This is a genomic window from Caballeronia sp. Lep1P3 (assembly GCF_022879595.1).
Lineage (GTDB): Bacteria > Pseudomonadota > Gammaproteobacteria > Burkholderiales > Burkholderiaceae > Caballeronia.
The window spans coordinates 441,242-457,799 of the sequence record NZ_CP084265.1 but is presented as its reverse complement, the minus strand read 5'-3'; the positions used below and the strand labels follow the sequence as shown (position 1 = coordinate 457,799).

The window sequence follows — 16,558 nt, the reverse complement described above, 5'->3', positions numbered from 1 at the left end:
TACGCCTCGCGTTCAGCCTTTCAGCCAGCGTTCGCGCCACTGCTTCGACGGCCCGCGGCCATCCATCGCGGTCAGCACATAGCGCGACACTTCCGGCGCGTCGAGCCTGAGTTCGGTGCGGCGCAGTTCGTCGCGGCGGAACGCGTGGACTTCGATCTTCGCGCCCGGCACATAGCGCGACAGCAGCGCATCCAGATTCGATCCGGTGACGCGCAGGCCATCGATCGCCACGAGCACGTCGCCCGCCGACAGCCCCGCTTTCTGCGCCGCGCCGCCGTCATGGACGACCGCCACCGCGCATTCCGCGCCGCCGCGCACGCGCGCGCCGAGCGACGGCTTGCCGGCCGTGCCGTTGGTCGGCATGTCGGGGGCGAGCGCGATGCCGAACGGCTCGAAGAGCGCATCGAGCGGAAGATCGCGCGTACCGCGCACGCCGTCGCGAAAGAGCGCGCGCAGGTCCGCGCCGGTCGCCTCGGCGAAGAGCGGCTCCACGTCTTCCTCGCGGATGCCGCGCGGCTTGCCGTTGTAGAAGTCGCGTCCGTAGCGCTGCCACAGCAGGCGCATGACGTCGTCGAGCGACTTGCGGTTGCCCGTTTGCGCGCGGATCGACAAATCGAACGCGAGCGCGACGAGCGATCCCTTCTGGTAGTAACTGACGATCGCGTTCGCGGCGTTCTCGTCGGCACGGTAGTACTTGACCCACGCGTCGAACGAACTCTGCGCGACCGACTGTTTCAACCGGCCGCTTGCACGCAGCACGCCGCCGATGGTCTTGCCGAGCAGCGAGAAATACTCGCCCGCGCCGATCAAACCGCTGCGCACGAGCATCAGGTCGTCGTAATAGGACGTGAAGCCCTCGAAGAGCCACAGCAGCGACGTGTAATTCTCCTGCGACAGATCGTAGGGCGCGAACGCCGCCGGCTTGATGCGCTTGACGTTCCACGTATGGAAATACTCGTGGCTGCACAGGCCGAGATACGTGCGATAACCGTCCGTCATCTCCGGCCGGCCCTGCACCGGAAGGTCGGCGCGATTGCAGATCAGCGCGGTCGATGCGCGATGTTCCAGACCGCCGTAACCATCGCTCACGGCGACGGTCATGAACACATAGCGGTCCATCGGCGCTTTCTTCGTGCGCGGTTCGAAGAGCGCGATCTGCGCTTCGCAAACGCGCTTGAGATCGGCGGCGAGCCGCTGCATGTCGAGCGCGACGACGCGTCCCGCGATCACGATGTCGTGCTTCACGCCGTGCGCGGTGAAACCACTGAGCGCGAATTCGCCGAGCGTGACCGGGTGATCGACGAGTTCATCGTAGTTCGCCGCTTCATAGTTGCCGAAGCCGTAGCGCTTCGTCCCGCGCGATTCAGCAAGTGCCGTCGCCACGCGCCAGTTGCGATACGCGCCGCCCGCCGGCGGCTGAATGTCGACGATGCACGGCGCGCCCGCCTGCCCCTCGACCGCGAGGAACACGCTCGTGCCGTTAAAAAAGCCGACGGTGTCGTCCAGATGCGCGGCGCGCACCGACATATCCCACGCATAGACTTCATAGCGCAGCGTGAGCGGGCCGTCGTGCGGCGCGGCTTGCCACGCGTGCTTGTCGATCTTCTCGATCGCGATGCGCCGGCCCGCCGCGTTGAACGCCTGCAGCGTCACGATGTTGCGCGCGAATTCGCGGATCATGTAGCTGCCCGGAATCCACACCGGAAGCATGAAACGCTGGCCGGCCGGGTCGGGCTCGGCGACGGTGCACGTCACTTCGAAAAGATGCGCGGTCGGATTTTTCGGAACGATGCTGTAGCGCACCGGTTGCGAAAGCGAAGTCGTTGCCATGTTCGTCCTTTCTTCTTGTTCTTGGGCGCCGCCGCAATCGCGCGGTGCGCGAAAACGGCAAGCCGTAAAACGAAGGAGGCGCCCTCGCGCCTCCTGTCCTCTGATCCGCCGGAACTCAGTGCGTCGCCGACAGTTCCTTCTCCAGCCGGTCGGCCGGCAACGCGCCCGGCAAACGGCGGCCGTCCGCGAGGAAGATGGTCGGCGTGCCGGAGACGTTCATCGCGTGACCGAGCTTGAGATTTTTGTCGATGGCGACGGTATCGCACGTGCCGGCCGTGGTCGGCGCCTTGCGGTCGAGCATCCAGCTTTCCCACGTCATCGCGCGGTCTTTCGAGCACCAGATCGACTTCGACTTTGCCGTCGAATCCGGCGACAGCACCGGATACAGGAACGTGTACACGGTCACGTTGTCGATCGACTTGAGCGTCGATTCGAGCTGCTTGCAATACGGGCAATTCGGATCGGAGAACACGGCGATCTTGCGGCTGCCGTCGCCCTTCACGACCTTCACGGCGTTTTCGAACGGCAGCTTCGCGAAGTCGATCTTGTTGGTTTCCGCAAGGCGCGCTTCGGTCAGATTCCTGTTGCTGCGCGTGTCGACGAGATCGCCGATCATCACGTAGTTGCCGGTCGCGTCGCTGTAGACGATCTGCGAGCCGAGATTCACTTCGTAGACGCCTGGAATCGGCGTCTTGTCGATGCTCTTGATGCTCGCGTCGCCCATGCGCGCTTCGAGCGTCGATTTGAGCTTGTCGGTGGTTTGATCGGCCTGCGCCGAACAGCCGAGTCCCGCCGTGACGGCGAGCGCCGCAGCCGTGGCGAGACTCAAGCGAAGTATCGTTTTCATGCCGTTTTCCCGTGAATGCGAGGCGACGCGTGATGCGCGCGCCCGCTGAATGAAAGTCGAGCCTCGAAGCCGGCGCGTCATCCGAGCGCCGCCGACACGAGCCAGCGCCTGGCGAGCGGCTGCGCGCCGACGAGCGCCATCCCCGTATTGCGAACCGCGCGCGCGAGCGTGCCCGGCGCCGAGAAAAGCCGTTGCATGCCGTCGGTGACGATCATCAGCTTTTGAATGTCTTCGCGGCGCGCGCGTTCGTAGCGCCGCAGCAGATTGGGATCGCCGAGATCGCGGAAGGCTTCCTTGTTCGCGATGACGTCGGCGAGCGCGGCGACATCGCGCAGTCCGAGATTCATGCCCTGCCCGCACAGCGGATGAATGAGATGCGCGGCATCGCCGACGAGCGCCACGCGCGGCGCGATCAGCCGGTCCACCGTCTGCAGCCCGAGCGGGAAGCCTTGCGCGGGCGTCACGCATTCGAGCGCCCCGAGCATGTTCTGCGTGGCGTGCTCGACTTGCGCGGCGAGCTGCGCCGGATCGAGCGCGACGAGTTCCTCCGCGTGCTCCGTGCGCGCCGACCAGACGAGCGACACATGATCGCCCGGAAGCGGCAACAGCGCGATGATTTCCGTGTCCCTGAACCACTGATACGCCGTTTCGCCGTGCGGCTTTTCGGTCTTGAAGTTCGCGACGACGCCCGTTTGCCGGTAATCGCGCCGATCCATCTTCGCGCCCATCTGCGCGCGCACCCAGGAATGCGCGCCGTCCGCCCCGACGATGAGATCGGTCTCCAGCGTTTCGCCGCTCGAAAGCACGAGATGCGCGGCGTCGTTTTCAATGGTCATGCCCTGCGCGCGCGCCTCGAACCACGAAAGATTCGGCGCGAAGCGCAACGCGGCGTCGAGAGATTGCTCGATCAACGTCGATTCGGCGATCCACGCGAGTTGCGGCACCGATGCCTGAAACGCCGAGAAATGCAATTCCGCGTGGGCGTCGCCGAATACGCGCATGTCGAACACCGGCGCGAGCCGCGAGCGATCCAGCGCCTGCCAGACGCGCAGTCGTTCCAGAAGCGTCTGCGAACTCGACGACAGCGCGTAGACGCGCGAGTCGAACATGGCGCCGGGCGGCAAGCCTGCCGCTTGCGGCGCGAGCAGCGCGACGCGCAAGCCGGACTGCGCGAGCGCGAGCGCGGCGGTCTTGCCGACGAGCCCGCCGCCGACGACGACCGCGTGAAAGGTCAGGGGATGCGAAGTCATCCGGGCATTATAGCCGCGAGGTTTGCGGCGGATTTGACGCCTGCGCAAGGAAACGGCGGCGCGAGCGGGCGGTACAATACCGGTTTGCCCGGCCGCCCGTGCGGCCGCAGCGCTGGCGGGCGCTCCATGTCGCCGCCCGGCGCGCATCGTTTGACGAAACCCGCGCGGCGAAGCGCCGTCTCACCAGTTCGAAGGATTCCATGAGCCTCCAATGCGGCATCGTCGGCTTGCCTAACGTCGGCAAGTCCACGCTTTTCAATGCACTGACCAAGGCGGGCATCGCCGCCGAAAACTATCCGTTCTGCACGATCGAGCCGAATGTCGGCGTCGTCGAAGTGCCCGATGCGCGCCTTGACGCGCTTGCGGAAATCGTAAAGCCGGAGCGCATCCTGCCGGCGGTCGTCGAGTTCGTGGACATCGCGGGTCTCGTCGCGGGCGCGAGCAAGGGCGAAGGGCTCGGCAATCAGTTTCTCGCGAACATCCGCGAAACGGACGCGATCACGCACGTCGTGCGCTGTTTCGAGGACGAGAACGTGATTCACGTCGCGAACAAGATCGATCCGCTGGCGGATATCGAAGTCATCAACACGGAACTCGCTCTGGCGGACCTGACTACCGTCGAAAAGTCGCTCACGCGCTACTCGAAGGCGGCGAAATCGGGCAACGACAAGGAAGCGGCGAAGCTCGTCGCGGTGCTCGAGAAGGTCCGCGCGCAACTGGATCAGGCGAAGCCCGTGCGCGCGCTGCCGCTGACGGACGACGAGCAGGCGCTCATCAAGCCGTTCTGCCTGATTACATCGAAGCCGACGATGTACGTCGCCAACGTGAAGGAAGACGGCTTCGAGAACAATCCGTATCTGGACGCGGTGCGCAAGCACGCGGACGCGGAAAACGCGCCGGTGGTGGCCGTGTGCGCGGCGATCGAAGCGGAAATCGCCGATCTCGACGACGCCGACAAGCTCGATTTCCTCGCCGACATGGGCATGGAAGAGCCGGGGCTGAATCGCGTGATTCGCGCGGGTTTCAAGCTGCTCGGCTTGCAGACGTACTTCACCGCAGGCGTGAAGGAAGTGCGCGCGTGGACCATCCATATCGGCGATACGGCGCCCCAGGCCGCCGGCGCGATTCACACGGACTTCGAGCGCGGGTTCATTCGTGCGCAAACCATCGCGTTCGACGACTACGTCGCGTTCAAGGGCGAACAGGGCGCGAAGGAAGCCGGGAAGATGCGGGCGGAAGGCAAGGAATACGTCGTGCAGGACGGGGATGTGATGAACTTCCTGTTCAACGTCTAAAGCGTCAAGAAGCGTCAACATCGCTTGCGCCGAAAAGCGGAGTCCCCGATAAGGGGCTCCGCTTTTTTCATGAGCGGTGCGCTCGAAAACAAAAAGACGGGAGACCAATCAGAATGAACACGAGATTCGCGATCCGCGCCGCGTTGCGCAGGTTCGCCATCAGCGGGGTTCTCGCGGCGGGCATCGTCGCGGGTTACGCTGCGCCCGCGCATGCGTATTCCCATGACGCGTATCGCTACCAGCAGCCCGGCGAATCCGATCTCGACAACCACGGCCACTACGTCAACCGCGATGGCAACGTCGTACATTCGCCCGCGCACGCGCGCTCGGGCGCCGTGCCCGAAGGCGCAAGCGCGCAGTGCCGCGACGGAACGTTCAGCTTCAGCCGGCATCACAGCGGGACATGCTCGCGGCATGGGGGCGTTGCGCGCTGGGAATAAACGCGCAAATCCGCCGCGCAAATCCGCGACGCAGGCCCGAAGTACAATGGCAGGCAATCCCGTGCGCCATTTCACGCCATCTCACGCCGACGAACACCGTCGAGTGCCGGACCGCGCGCCTTTCGCGCACGGCGCTCAGTCATTTTCCGACCGTCACACACATTCATCCCATGGCCCAATACGTCTTCACCATGAACCGCGTCGGCAAGATCGTGCCGCCGAAGCGTCAGATCCTGAAAGACATTTCCCTCTCCTTCTTTCCCGGCGCGAAAATCGGCCTGCTCGGACTGAACGGCTCCGGCAAGTCGACGCTCATCCGCATCATGGCGGGTGTCGACAAGGACATCGAAGGCGAAGCGCAGCCGATGCCCAACCTCAACATCGGCTATCTGCCGCAGGAGCCGCAACTCGATCCGCAACAGACCGTGCGCGAAGCCGTCGAGCAAGGTCTCGGCGATGTCTTCCAGGCGCAGAAGAAGCTCGATGAAATCTACGCCGCCTACGCCGAGCCGGATGCCGACTTCGACAAGCTCGCCGCCGAGCAAGCGAAGTACGAAGCCATCCTTGCGACGAGCGATGGCGGCAGTCCCGAGCAACAGCTCGAAGTCGCCGCCGACGCGCTGCGCCTGCCCGCGTGGGACGCGAAGATCGAACATCTGTCGGGCGGCGAAAAGCGTCGCGTCGCGCTCTGCAAGCTGCTGCTGCAAAAGCCCGACATGCTCCTGCTCGACGAACCGACCAACCACCTCGACGCCGAATCCGTCGAGTGGCTCGAACAGTTCCTCACGCGCTATCCGGGCACCGTCGTCGCGGTGACGCACGATCGCTACTTCCTCGACAACGCCGCCGAATGGATCCTCGAACTCGACCGCGGCCACGGCATTCCGTGGAAGGGCAACTACTCGAGCTGGCTCGATCAAAAGGAAGACCGCCTGAAGCAGGAAGAATCGAGCGAATCCGCGCGTCAGAAGGCCATCAAGAAGGAACTGGAATGGGTGCGCCAGAATCCGAAGGGGCGTCAGGCGAAATCGAAGGCGCGCATCGCGCGGTTCGAGGAACTCAACAGCCAGGAATATCAGAAGCGCAACGAGACGCAGGAAATCTTCATTCCGGTCGGCGACAGGCTTGGTAACGAAGTCATCGAGTTCAAGAACGTGAGCAAGTCGTTCGGCGACCGCCTGCTGATCGACAACCTCAGCATGAAGATTCCGGCCGGCGCGATCGTCGGCATCATCGGTCCGAACGGCGCCGGTAAATCGACGCTCTTTCGCATGCTGACCGGCAAGGAGCAGCCGGATTCGGGCGAAATCGTCATGGGGCCGACGGTCAAGCTCGCCTACGTCGATCAGAGCCGCGACGCGCTCGCCGCCGACAAGACCGTCTTCGAGGAAATTTCCGGCGGCGCGGACGTGCTGACGGTCGGCAAATACGAAACGCCGTCGCGCGCGTATATCGGCCGCTTCAACTTCAAGGGCAGCGACCAGCAGAAGCTCGTCGGCAATCTGTCGGGCGGCGAGCGCGGCCGGCTGCATCTCGCGAAGACGCTCATCGCGGGCGGCAACGTGCTGCTGCTCGACGAACCGTCGAACGACCTCGACGTCGAAACGCTGCGCGCGCTCGAAGACGCGCTGCTCGAATTCGCCGGCTCCGTGATGGTCATTTCGCACGATCGCTGGTTCCTCGACCGCATTGCGACGCACATCCTCGCGTTCGAAGGCGATTCGCACGTCGAATTCTTCGACGGCAACTATCAGGAATATGAAGCCGACAAGCGCAAGCGCCTCGGCGAAGAAGCCGCGAAACCGAAGCGTCTGCGTTACAAGCCGATCACGCGCTGAGCGAAAGCGCGCTCAATGCGGGCGCGCGCACCGACATCAGGCGTAAAAGTGGCGACCGTGTAGGACCGGTCGCCTTTTCTTTTTGGCGCCCTCTACGCCGACGATACGGCCTAACGCTCGTCCAGAAGGAGACGCAAACAGATGGCGGCATCGCGCGCGCGGCCAATGGCGCTGTGGGCAGTCGGAATCGTCGTGGCGATGGCCGTCCTCGTCGTCGGCGGCTGGTTCTTCGTGGCGCATCAGATGAAAGAGCGCATCCGCGAGACGCTCGGGCCGAACGGCTCCATCGATGAAATCGATGTCGGTTTCGGCCAGGTCACGCTTTCGCGCGTTCGTCTGCGCGGCCCGCAGGACTGGCCCGCGAGCGACGCGCTGCGCGCCGAACGCATCGTGCTCGATGTCGATATGCGCGCGGCGTTGTCCAATCGCGTGCATCTGCGCAATGTGAGCGTCGACAACTATTATCTGTCGATCGTGCGCTCCGCCGATGGCCGCGTCAGCATGCTGCCGGGCCTCAAGGAAACCGCGCGCACCGCCGACGCGACGCCGGACGACCGGGCCGCCGCACGCGCGCAGGAAGAGAAGCTGATCGATCGCGTCTCGTTCGAGCGCGGCGCGATGGAATTCTTCGACGCGTCGGTGCAGAAGCCACCGTATCGCGTGCTTATCAGCGATGCGCGCGCGAGCGTCGATCATCTGCATCTGCCCGCGCTCACCGACCGCACAACGCTCGCGATGAACGGCTCGATCAAAGGTCCGTCGCATACGGGCGCCGTTTCGTGGGGCGGCTGGATGGTCATCGCGAATAAGGATTCGCAGACGCGCGCGACGCTCAAGAGCGTCGATATTTCGACGCTCGATCCGTATCTGCTGAAGAAAGCGGGCGCGAAAGCCGCCGTCACGGGCGGCACCATCGACATGACTGTCGACGCGACCGTGCACAACTACCGCATTCACGCGCCCGGCTCGCTCACGATCAACCATTTGCAGATCAGCGACGGCGACAGTCCGCTCGACACGTTTCTTTCCATTCCGACGAAGGCCGCCATTGCCGCGCTCAAGGATCGGAAAAACGAGATCAAGCTCGATTTCGTCCTCGACGGCGACATGCGCGATCCGAAGTTCTCGCTGTCGGAAAGTCTGTCGAAGAAGCTCGCCGCCGGCTTCGCGAAAGCGCTCGGCGTGAGCGCGGAAGGCGTGGCGAAAGGCGCGGGGGAAACGGTGCGGGGAATCGGCAACGCGCTGAAGAACTTGCTCGGACAGTAGCGTTGCCGGTTGCAAAGCCTCAGATCGGCACGTTCAGCGCGCGCAGTTTTGCTTCCGTTTGCAGCGCGCCCGTGTGATGAACGCCGTGCCATCCGAGCGCGGTGGCGGCTTCGGCGTTCGCCGGGTTGTCGTCGATGAACACGAGTTCGTGCGGCCGAACGCCCGGATGATGCTTTTCGATTTCCGCATGCATCAGCGCGAAGATCCGCGGATCGGGCTTGATGAGCCCCACGCGCCCCGACACGACGATCTCCCGGAAACGGCGCAGCACGTCGAAGCGCTCCCACGCATAGGGAAACGTCTCAGCCGACCAGTTCGTGAGGCCGAAAAGCGGCACGCGCGCGGCGTCGAGCCGTTCGACGAGCGCGACGCCGTCTTCGAGCACGCCCGCGACCATCTCGTGCCACCGCGCATAGAACGCGCGAATCAGCGCTTCGTGCTGCGGATAGAGCGCGACGAGTTCGGCCGTGCCTTCGTCGGTGCTCTGGCCGCCGTCCTGCTGCACCACCCATTCCATCTTGCAGACGTTGTCGAGGAACCAGCGGCGCTCGGTTTCGTCGGCGATAAGCTGCTTGTAGAGATACTCGCGGTTCCAGTCGATCAGCACGCCGCCGAAGTCGAATACGACTGCCTGGATGGTCATGGTCAATTGCTCCGTGGCTGCGTTAAATCGCTTCGGTCCGCTTCTCCAGCCACGCCTTCGCCGCGCCCTCGACATGCGGCGACACGCGCCGGCGCACCGTCTCGTGATACGCGTTGAGCCATGCGCGCTCATCTTCCCGCAAGAGCGAAAGGTCGATGCAGCGCGTATCGATCGGGCACAGCGTGAGTGTTTCGAACGAGAGGAAGTCGCCGAATTCGGTTTTGCCCGCGCTCTGGTTCAGCACCAGATTCTCGATGCGGATTCCCCACTTCCCCGGCCGATAAATCCCCGGCTCGATCGACGTGATCATGCCCTCTTCCATCGCCGTCCAGGGCTCGGCGGGCGCGTAGTGCGAAATCACTTGCGGGCCTTCGTGCACGTTCAGGAAGTAGCCGACGCCGTGGCCGGTGCCGTGTCCGTAGTCCGCGCCCGCTTCCCAGATCGGCGCGCGTGCGATGGAATCGAGCATCGGCGAGCGAATGCCGCGTGGAAAGCGCGCACGCGAGAGCGCCATCGTCCCTTTGAGCACGACGGTGAAATCGCGCTTGTGTTCCGCCGTGATCTCGCCAACGGGCACGACGCGCGTGATGTCCGTCGTGCCGCTCAGATACTGGCCGCCGGAATCGATCAGCAGCAGCCCGTTGCCTTCGATCACGGAATGCGACGCCTGCGTCGCGCGGTAATGCGGCATCGCGCCGTTCGCGTTGAAGCCCGCAATCGTGCCGAAGCTCAGCGTGACGAAGCCCGGCCGCCGCGCGCGCGCCGCCGTCAACTTCTCGTCGATCGTCAGTTCCGTGATGCGCTCGCACCCGAGCGCGCCTTCGAACCAGGCGAAGAATTCGGCGAGCGCCGCGCCGTCCTGCTCCATCGTCGCGCGGATATGCTCCGCCTCCGCCGCGGTCTTGCGCGACTTCGCGAACGTCGACGGATTCACCGCCTCGACGATCTTCACCGTCGCGGGAACCTTCTCCAGCAGGCCGTGCGTGATGCGTCGCGGGTCGATGAGAAGCGTCGCGTCGCCGGGTAGCGCCGCGAGCGTCCGCGCCGCATCCGCGTAAGGCGCGACGCGCACGTTGTCCCGCGCGAGCGATGCCTTAAGCGCCTCGGAAACTTTCCCGTCCGCAACGAAAATCGTGGCGTCGTCCGCGCTGACGAGTGCGTGCGCGACGAACACCGGGTTGTAGCTGACGTCGCCGCCGCGCAGATTGAAGAGCCAGGCGAGATCGTCGAGCGTGGAGATGAAATGCCACTGCGCGCCTTTCGCGCGCATCGCGTCGCGGAGTTGCGCGAGCTTCTCGGCGCGGGTCACGGTGGCGTGCGGCGCCGCGTGTTCGTAGACGGGCGCGTCCGGCAGGCCGGGACGCACGGGCCAAACGTGTTCGAGCACGTCGCCGTTCGTGCGAAGCGCAATGCCGCGAGCGGCGAGCGCATCGGCGAGCGTGCGCGCTGCCGCCACGCCGAGCACGTCGCCATCCACGGCGACGACGCCGCCCGAGCGCACATTGTCCGCGAGCCAGTCGACGTGCGGCGCGGTCTGCTGGCCGCCCATCATCTTCATGAGCGCGATGCCGGTGCCCGCGAGTTGCGCTTCGGCCTGCGTCCAGTAGCGGCTATCGACCCAGACGCCCGCGAAGTCCTTCGTCACGACCAGCGTGCCGACCGAGCCTGTGAAGCCCGACAGCCACTGCCGGCCTTGCCAGCGCTCCGGCAGATATTCGGACAGATGCGGGTCCGCCGACGGAACCAGCACGGCGTCGATGGCGTCCGCCGTCATGCGTTCGCGCAGCGTGGCGATGCGCCGGGAGAAGGTCGCGGGATCGGGAATGGCGGAATCTGCGATGCGATCGTTCATGAATCACCTGCCTTGAGTGCCGAATAAGAATGCGGGAAAGCGCGTGAGGCTCAGCGGCGCGCGGCCAGCCCGACTGTCGCCGTGACGACGACGAGCGCGAAGAGCGTACAGGCGAACCATTCGAGCGTCTCGCCGTCGTGATACGCATCCACGATATTGCCGAGCATGCGCGCGACCACAGTGGCGAGCATGCCCGCGACAATCGCGGCCCACACGCGCCCGGCTGCGCCATGCCCGGTGCGCCGGGCGCGCCGCAGCGGATGCAACCACCAGCCTGCCGCGCCGATCACCGCGCCGAGAAAGATCAAGCCTAACCAGTTCACCGCGCCGTGCTCCAGGTATTGAAAACAAATGGCGCCGGGCGCCAGCGGATGAGTTTAGGGGGCCAGGTTAGCGATGGCAAGCGCCCGGCCATTGCGTATAGGCGTCGATTCTCAGAATGACATCTACGAATATCCTTAAAAAAGATACGCACGCCGAATGTTAAACTCTGAAAATCCCTAGCAACTCCAAAGTTTTAAGCCGACTCCGATTGTCAGAAGACAAAGCGTATTCGCGTTCACTTAAACTCACTTTCTGGCGGCGCGCGTTTGGAATCGGCTCTCAACCGGACGCAATTCATCATGAGCCAAAGCAGACGTATTTCCCTCGGCGGTCTCGAGATCATCATGACCTACCGCGGCGCCACGCAGGAACGGCGAGACAATCTTCGCGGCGTGCTGCGCCATCTGCACCGGACTTATTCGGACTACATCGTCTATCTCATCGAGGCCGACGCCACGCCCACCTTCCACTGGTCCGGCATCGGCGACGAAAATATCCGGCATCTGTTCGTTCCCGACAGCGGGCCTTTTCCGAAAGCGAAACTCTGCAATCTCGGCGCGCGCATGTGCACCGGCGAAGTCATTTGTTTTTACGACGCGGACATGGTTGCGAATCCCGAAATTCTTCCGCTGGCTGTGAACGCGCTCAAGGAAGGGAAAAACAGTGACGCGTTATGTCCGTTTCTGCGCGTGATTAATATCACCGGCGATTATCGGAAAGATTTTATCGATTCGGGCAATTACGATTTACTGAACCCGTATGTCGATGCCGATTTACCGGATGACATGCAGGTGCTTTACGAAAACACGCCGGGCGCCATCGTTCTGATCAAGCGATCCGAATATCGGCGCGTGGGCGGTTACGATCCGCGCTTCATCGGCTGGGGCGGCGAAGACGATGACCTGCTCACGCGCGCATCGCGGCTCGGCGTGCGGTGGCACTCGCTGCGGGAGACGCAGGCTTCGCTCTTTCATCTGCACCATGACTCGACTTCGCGGCACGCCGCCATCGAAGCGGCGCAACGCAACGTCGAAGCCGCCGCGGAAACACACGCGCTGTCGTTGCCCGAACTCGAAGCGCGCGCGGCGGAACTCGCAAGATATTTCGACTGAAGCCGCTGCGGTCGATCGTTGCGGCCGTCGATCGCGCTTTTTCGATGCGATGGCCGCCGCGCAGCGCGCGGTCCGTCCCCGAATGCCGCCTATAAATGAACGAATTCGTAAAACGCTATAATATCGGGCTATCTGAAAGGCCAATGGCTCAAGGCCAACGCATAATTTCATGCAGCTCCTCACGATCGGAATCAACCACCACACTGCGCCTGTCGCTTTGCGCGAACGCGTGGCGTTTCCGCTCGAACAGATCAAGCCCGCGCTCTCCGCGCTGAAAGACGTCTGGCTCGGCCCGCTTGCGAAAGCCTCGCCGGAAGCGGCCATTCTTTCCACCTGCAATCGCACCGAACTGTATTGCGCGACGGACGACGCCGCCGCGCGGGACGCCGCCATTCAGTGGCTGTCGAAGTACCACAATCTGCCGATTTCCGAACTCGCGCCGCACGTCTATGCGCTGCCGCAGTCCGAAGCGGTTCGCCACGCGTTTCGTGTCGCGTCGGGCCTCGATTCGATGGTCCTCGGCGAAACGCAGATCGTCGGGCAGATGAAGGACGCGGTCCGCACGGCATCCGAGGCCGGCGCGCTCGGCACGTACCTGAATCAGCTCTTCCAGCGCACGTTCGCGGTCGCGAAGGAAGTCCGCTCGACTACCGAAATCGGCGCGCAATCCGTCTCGATGGCCGCCGCCGCCGTGCGTCTCGCGCAGCGCATCTTCGAGAACGTGTCGGGCCAGCGCGTGCTGTTCATCGGCGCGGGCGAAATGATCGAACTGTGCGCGACGCACTTCGCCGCGCAGAATCCGCGTGAGCTGGTCGTCGCGAACCGCACGGCCGAGCGCGGCGAAAAGCTCGCCGAGCGCTTCAACGGCCGCGCCATTCCGCTTTCCGAGTTGCCCGCGCGCATGCACGAGTTCGACATCATCGTGTCGTGCACGGCGTCCACGCTGCCCATCATCGGGCTCGGCGCGGTCGAGCGCGCGGTGAAGGCGCGCCGGCATCGCCCGATCTTCATGGTCGACCTCGCCGTGCCGCGCGACATCGAGCCGGAAGTCGGCAACTTGCAGGACGTGTTCCTCTACACCGTCGACGACCTCGGCGCGATCGTGCGGGAAGGCAACGCGTCGCGGCAAGCGGCCGTCGCGCAAGCCGAAGCGATCATCGAAACGCGCGTCGCCAACTTCATGCAATGGCTCGATGCGCGCAGCATCGTGCCGGTGATCCGTCACATGCACACGCAGGCCGACGCGCTGCGCCGCGCGGAAGTCGAGCGCGCGCGCAAGATGCTCGCGCGCGGCGACGATCCCGCCGCCGTGCTCGAAGCGCTGTCGCAATCGCTCACGAACAAGCTGATTCACGGCCCCACGCACGCACTCAACCGCGCGAGCCGCGAAGAACGCGATCAGCTCATCGACCTGATGAGCGGCTTCTACCGGCACGGTTCGTCGGACCGTTAGGTTACTTCCCTCTGCTATTCTCAAAGGCTTGCGCGCCACGCGCGGCAGCCTTCCGATTCGTAGTCTTTCCCGGAGCCGACCGCTCCATTTCCGCCCGATGAAAACCAGCATGCAAAGCAAGCTCGACCAGCTTGCAAAACGGCAGGTCGATCTCAACGACCTGCTGAGTCGCGAAGACGTGACGTCCGACATGGACCAGTACCGGAAGCTCACGCGCGAACACGCGGAAATCAGCCCGATCGTCGAGCAGTACGCGCTCTGGCGTCAGGCGCTCACCGACGAAGCCACCGCGCAGGAACTGCTCGCCGATCCGTCGATGCGCGATTTCGCCGAAGAGGAAATCGGCGAGGCGCGCGAGCGCATGACGAAGATCGCAAGCGATCTTCAGATGATGCTGCTGCCGAAAGATCCGAACGACGACCGCAACATCTTCATCGAAATTCGCGCGGGCGCGGGCGGCGACGAATCGGCGCTCTTCGCGGGCGACCTGCTGCGCATGTATTTGCGCTACGCGGAACGCAACCGCTGGACCGCCGAAACGATGTCCGAAAGCGTCTCCGATCTCGGCGGCTACAAGGAAGTGATCGTGCGGCTCGCGGGACAGGGCGCGTATTCGCGGCTCAAGTTCGAATCGGGCGGACATCGCGTGCAGCGCGTGCCGGCGACGGAAACGCAGGGGCGCATCCATACGTCCGCGTGCACGGTCGCCGTGATGCCCGAAGCCGACGAAATCAGCGAAGTCGTGATCAATCCGGCGGATTTGCGCATCGACACGTTCCGCGCGTCGGGCGCGGGCGGGCAGCACATCAACAAGACGGATTCGGCCGTGCGCGTCACGCACTTGCCGACGGGCATCGTCGTGGAATGTCAGGACGACCGCTCGCAGCACAAGAACAAGGATCGCGCGCTGAAGGTGCTCGCCGCGCGCATCAAGGACAAGCAGTACCACGAGCAGCATGCGAAGGAAGCCGCGACGCGCAAGAGTCTGATCGGTTCCGGCGACCGCTCTGAGCGCATTCGCACGTACAACTTCCCGCAAGGGCGCATGACGGATCACCGCATCAATCTGACGCTCTACAAGCTCGAATACATCATGGACGGCGATCTCGACGAGCTGATCGGCGCGCTCGTCTCCGAGCATCAGGCGGAGCTGCTCGCGGCGCTCGGAGAAACGGAGTGACCACGGCGGCGGACGTGCTGCGGGCGTCGCCGCTGCCGGCGCTTGAGACGCGCATTCTCCTCACGCACGTTCTCGGCTGGCGGCGCACGGAACTCATCACGCGTGACCACGAAACGCTCGATGCCGCCGCCGTCGCGCAGTTCGACGTGCTCGCCGCGCGGCGCGTGGCGGGCGAACCGATCGCGCAACTCATCGGCAAGCGCGAATTCTTCGGACTTGAATTCGCCGTGACGCCCGATGTGCTCATTCCGCGCCCGGAAACGGAGTTGCTCGTCGAAACCGCGCTCGACGCCATCGCCGATACACCGAACGCGCGCGTGCTCGATCTCGGCACCGGCACCGGCGCGATCGCCGTTGCGATGGCGCACGCGCGGCCCGATGCGCGCGTCTGGGCCGTGGACCGCTCGCCCGACGCGCTCGCTGTCGCGCGGCGCAATGCGCGCACCCTGCTCGATGCAGCGCGCACGGGCGGCGCGCCGACGTTCGTCGAAAGCGACTGGGCGGCGCAACTCGATGCGTCGCTGCGCTTCGATGTGATCGTCAGCAATCCGCCGTACATCGCGCACGACGACCCGCATCTCGCGCAAGGCGATTTGCGTTTCGAGCCGCGCGGCGCGCTCACCGATGGCGCGGACGGTTTATCGGCGATTCGCGTCATCGTGGACGCCGCGCCGTCGCTGCTGACGCAAAACGGCGCGCTCTGGATCGAGCATGGCTACGATCAGGCCGCCGCCGTCCGGCAATGGCTCGACGCGCGCGGCTTCACGGCCGTGCGCTCGATACGCGATCTCGCGGGCATCGAGCGCATCAGCGGCGGGCGGCTCGGGGCTTGAGCGAAACGCCCGGCCAGGCGAAATCCGCTATCATTTCGAACACTTAGTCCCTTTCGACATTCACGCAGGAACGCTATGGATACGCAAGAACGCATCAAGCAGATCGTCGATCAAAATCCCGTCGTGCTCTTCATGAAAGGCACCGCGCAATTCCCGATGTGCGGCTTCTCGGGCCGCGCGATTCAGGTGCTGAAGGCGTGTGGCGCCGATCAGATCATGACGGTCAACGTCCTCGAAGACGACGCCATTCGCCAGGGCATCAAGGAATTCTCGAACTGGCCGACCATTCCCCAGCTTTATGTGAAGGGCGAATTCATCGGCGGATCGGACATCATGATGGAGATGTATCAGTCCGGCGAACTGCAGCAGCTCTTCGCCGCTGCCTGAGTCCTGTC

At 64.3% G+C, this 16,558-nt stretch carries 15 protein-coding genes; 9 read left to right on the top strand and 6 right to left on the bottom strand.

The window, feature by feature from the left end:
• Positions 1–12 precede the first annotated feature (12 nt).
• The 3 genes from LDZ27_RS02180 to LDZ27_RS02170 all read right to left on the bottom strand — a co-directional run bounded on the left by LDZ27_RS02180 (position 13) and on the right by LDZ27_RS02170 (position 3,927).
• A complete protein-coding gene (locus LDZ27_RS02180; RefSeq protein WP_244815117.1) occupies positions 13–1,830 on the bottom strand; it encodes a M61 family metallopeptidase in 1,818 nt (605 codons plus the stop codon).
• A 115-nt stretch (positions 1,831–1,945) separates the two neighbouring features.
• Complete coding sequence (locus LDZ27_RS02175) at positions 1,946–2,677, bottom strand: DsbC family protein (protein ID WP_244815116.1); 732 nt, start codon at positions 2,675–2,677, stop codon at positions 1,946–1,948.
• Between the two features lie 77 nt (positions 2,678–2,754).
• A complete protein-coding gene (locus tag LDZ27_RS02170) occupies positions 2,755–3,927 on the bottom strand; it encodes a UbiH/UbiF family hydroxylase (RefSeq protein ID WP_244815115.1) in 1,173 nt (390 codons plus the stop codon).
• A 200-nt stretch (positions 3,928–4,127) separates the two neighbouring features.
• Between LDZ27_RS02170 and ychF the strand changes: the two genes are divergently transcribed.
• The 4 genes from ychF (at position 4,128) to LDZ27_RS02150 (ending at position 8,766) form a co-directional block, all read left to right on the top strand.
• Complete coding sequence (gene ychF / locus LDZ27_RS02165) at positions 4,128–5,222, top strand: redox-regulated ATPase YchF (protein ID WP_244815114.1); 1,095 nt, start codon at positions 4,128–4,130, stop codon at positions 5,220–5,222.
• A 113-nt stretch (positions 5,223–5,335) separates the two neighbouring features.
• Positions 5,336–5,662 (top strand): DUF3761 domain-containing protein, encoded by a 327-nt coding sequence (locus tag LDZ27_RS02160; RefSeq protein ID WP_244815113.1) that lies wholly within the window; start codon positions 5,336–5,338, stop codon positions 5,660–5,662.
• Positions 5,663–5,832: 170 nt separating this feature from the next.
• Positions 5,833–7,500 (top strand): energy-dependent translational throttle protein EttA, encoded by a 1,668-nt coding sequence (gene ettA, locus LDZ27_RS02155; RefSeq protein ID WP_244815112.1) that lies wholly within the window; start codon positions 5,833–5,835, stop codon positions 7,498–7,500.
• Between the two features lie 141 nt (positions 7,501–7,641).
• Complete coding sequence (locus LDZ27_RS02150) at positions 7,642–8,766, top strand: DUF748 domain-containing protein (RefSeq protein ID WP_244815111.1); 1,125 nt, start codon at positions 7,642–7,644, stop codon at positions 8,764–8,766.
• Between the two features lie 19 nt (positions 8,767–8,785).
• Here the strand turns inward: LDZ27_RS02150 and LDZ27_RS02145 are convergent, their stop codons facing one another.
• The 3 genes from LDZ27_RS02145 to LDZ27_RS02135 are packed head-to-tail and all read right to left on the bottom strand — an operon-like array spanning position 8,786 to position 11,584.
• On the bottom strand, positions 8,786–9,409 hold the full coding sequence (locus LDZ27_RS02145) for an HAD family hydrolase (protein ID WP_244815110.1): 624 nt from the start codon (positions 9,407–9,409) through the stop codon (positions 8,786–8,788).
• A 22-nt stretch (positions 9,410–9,431) separates the two neighbouring features.
• Complete coding sequence (locus tag LDZ27_RS02140; RefSeq protein ID WP_244815109.1) at positions 9,432–11,261, bottom strand: aminopeptidase P family protein; 1,830 nt, start codon at positions 11,259–11,261, stop codon at positions 9,432–9,434.
• A gap of 50 nt (positions 11,262–11,311) precedes the next feature.
• Positions 11,312–11,584: a hypothetical protein gene (locus LDZ27_RS02135; RefSeq protein WP_244815108.1), complete on the bottom strand. Its 273-nt coding sequence runs from the start codon at positions 11,582–11,584 to the stop codon at positions 11,312–11,314.
• Between the two features lie 300 nt (positions 11,585–11,884).
• On the opposite strand from LDZ27_RS02135, the gene LDZ27_RS02130 reads away from it, so the two are divergent.
• The 5 genes from LDZ27_RS02130 to grxD all read left to right on the top strand — a co-directional run bounded on the left by LDZ27_RS02130 (position 11,885) and on the right by grxD (position 16,550).
• On the top strand, positions 11,885–12,697 hold the full coding sequence (locus tag LDZ27_RS02130) for a galactosyltransferase-related protein (RefSeq protein ID WP_244815107.1): 813 nt from the start codon (positions 11,885–11,887) through the stop codon (positions 12,695–12,697).
• 169 nt (positions 12,698–12,866) lie between these two features.
• Positions 12,867–14,150, top strand: coding sequence for a glutamyl-tRNA reductase (gene hemA / locus LDZ27_RS02125; protein WP_244815106.1), 1,284 nt, complete (start codon positions 12,867–12,869; stop codon positions 14,148–14,150).
• A gap of 97 nt (positions 14,151–14,247) precedes the next feature.
• Complete coding sequence (gene prfA, locus LDZ27_RS02120; protein ID WP_244815105.1) at positions 14,248–15,330, top strand: peptide chain release factor 1; 1,083 nt, start codon at positions 14,248–14,250, stop codon at positions 15,328–15,330.
• Complete coding sequence (prmC, locus tag LDZ27_RS02115; RefSeq protein WP_244815104.1) at positions 15,327–16,163, top strand: peptide chain release factor N(5)-glutamine methyltransferase; 837 nt, start codon at positions 15,327–15,329, stop codon at positions 16,161–16,163. Before prfA ends, prmC begins: the two co-directional genes overlap by 4 nt.
• 75 nt (positions 16,164–16,238) lie before the next feature.
• On the top strand, positions 16,239–16,550 hold the full coding sequence (gene grxD / locus LDZ27_RS02110) for a Grx4 family monothiol glutaredoxin (protein ID WP_035509911.1): 312 nt from the start codon (positions 16,239–16,241) through the stop codon (positions 16,548–16,550).
• Positions 16,551–16,558: the final 8 nt, after the last annotated feature.

What these genes read in the sequence shown, in the direction of transcription:
- LDZ27_RS02175 (WP_244815116.1), bottom strand. Translation starts at nt 2,677, where the DNA reads ATGAAAACGATACTTCGCTTGAGTCTCGCCACGGCTGCGGCGCTCGCC.
- LDZ27_RS02130 (WP_244815107.1), top strand. Translation starts at nt 11,885, where the DNA reads ATGAGCCAAAGCAGACGTATTTCCCTCGGCGGTCTCGAGATCATCATG.
- LDZ27_RS02140 (WP_244815109.1), bottom strand. Translation starts at nt 11,261, where the DNA reads ATGAACGATCGCATCGCAGATTCCGCCATTCCCGATCCCGCGACCTTC.
- LDZ27_RS02180 (WP_244815117.1), bottom strand. Translation starts at nt 1,830, where the DNA reads ATGGCAACGACTTCGCTTTCGCAACCGGTGCGCTACAGCATCGTTCCG.
- LDZ27_RS02160 (WP_244815113.1), top strand. Translation starts at nt 5,336, where the DNA reads ATGAACACGAGATTCGCGATCCGCGCCGCGTTGCGCAGGTTCGCCATC.
- LDZ27_RS02145 (WP_244815110.1), bottom strand. Translation starts at nt 9,409, where the DNA reads ATGACCATCCAGGCAGTCGTATTCGACTTCGGCGGCGTGCTGATCGAC.
- ettA (WP_244815112.1), top strand. Translation starts at nt 5,833, where the DNA reads ATGGCCCAATACGTCTTCACCATGAACCGCGTCGGCAAGATCGTGCCG.
- ychF (WP_244815114.1), top strand. Translation starts at nt 4,128, where the DNA reads ATGAGCCTCCAATGCGGCATCGTCGGCTTGCCTAACGTCGGCAAGTCC.
- LDZ27_RS02150 (WP_244815111.1), top strand. Translation starts at nt 7,642, where the DNA reads ATGGCGGCATCGCGCGCGCGGCCAATGGCGCTGTGGGCAGTCGGAATC.
- LDZ27_RS02170 (WP_244815115.1), bottom strand. Translation starts at nt 3,927, where the DNA reads ATGACTTCGCATCCCCTGACCTTTCACGCGGTCGTCGTCGGCGGCGGG.
- grxD (WP_035509911.1), top strand. Translation starts at nt 16,239, where the DNA reads ATGGATACGCAAGAACGCATCAAGCAGATCGTCGATCAAAATCCCGTC.
- hemA (WP_244815106.1), top strand. Translation starts at nt 12,867, where the DNA reads ATGCAGCTCCTCACGATCGGAATCAACCACCACACTGCGCCTGTCGCT.
- prfA (WP_244815105.1), top strand. Translation starts at nt 14,248, where the DNA reads ATGAAAACCAGCATGCAAAGCAAGCTCGACCAGCTTGCAAAACGGCAG.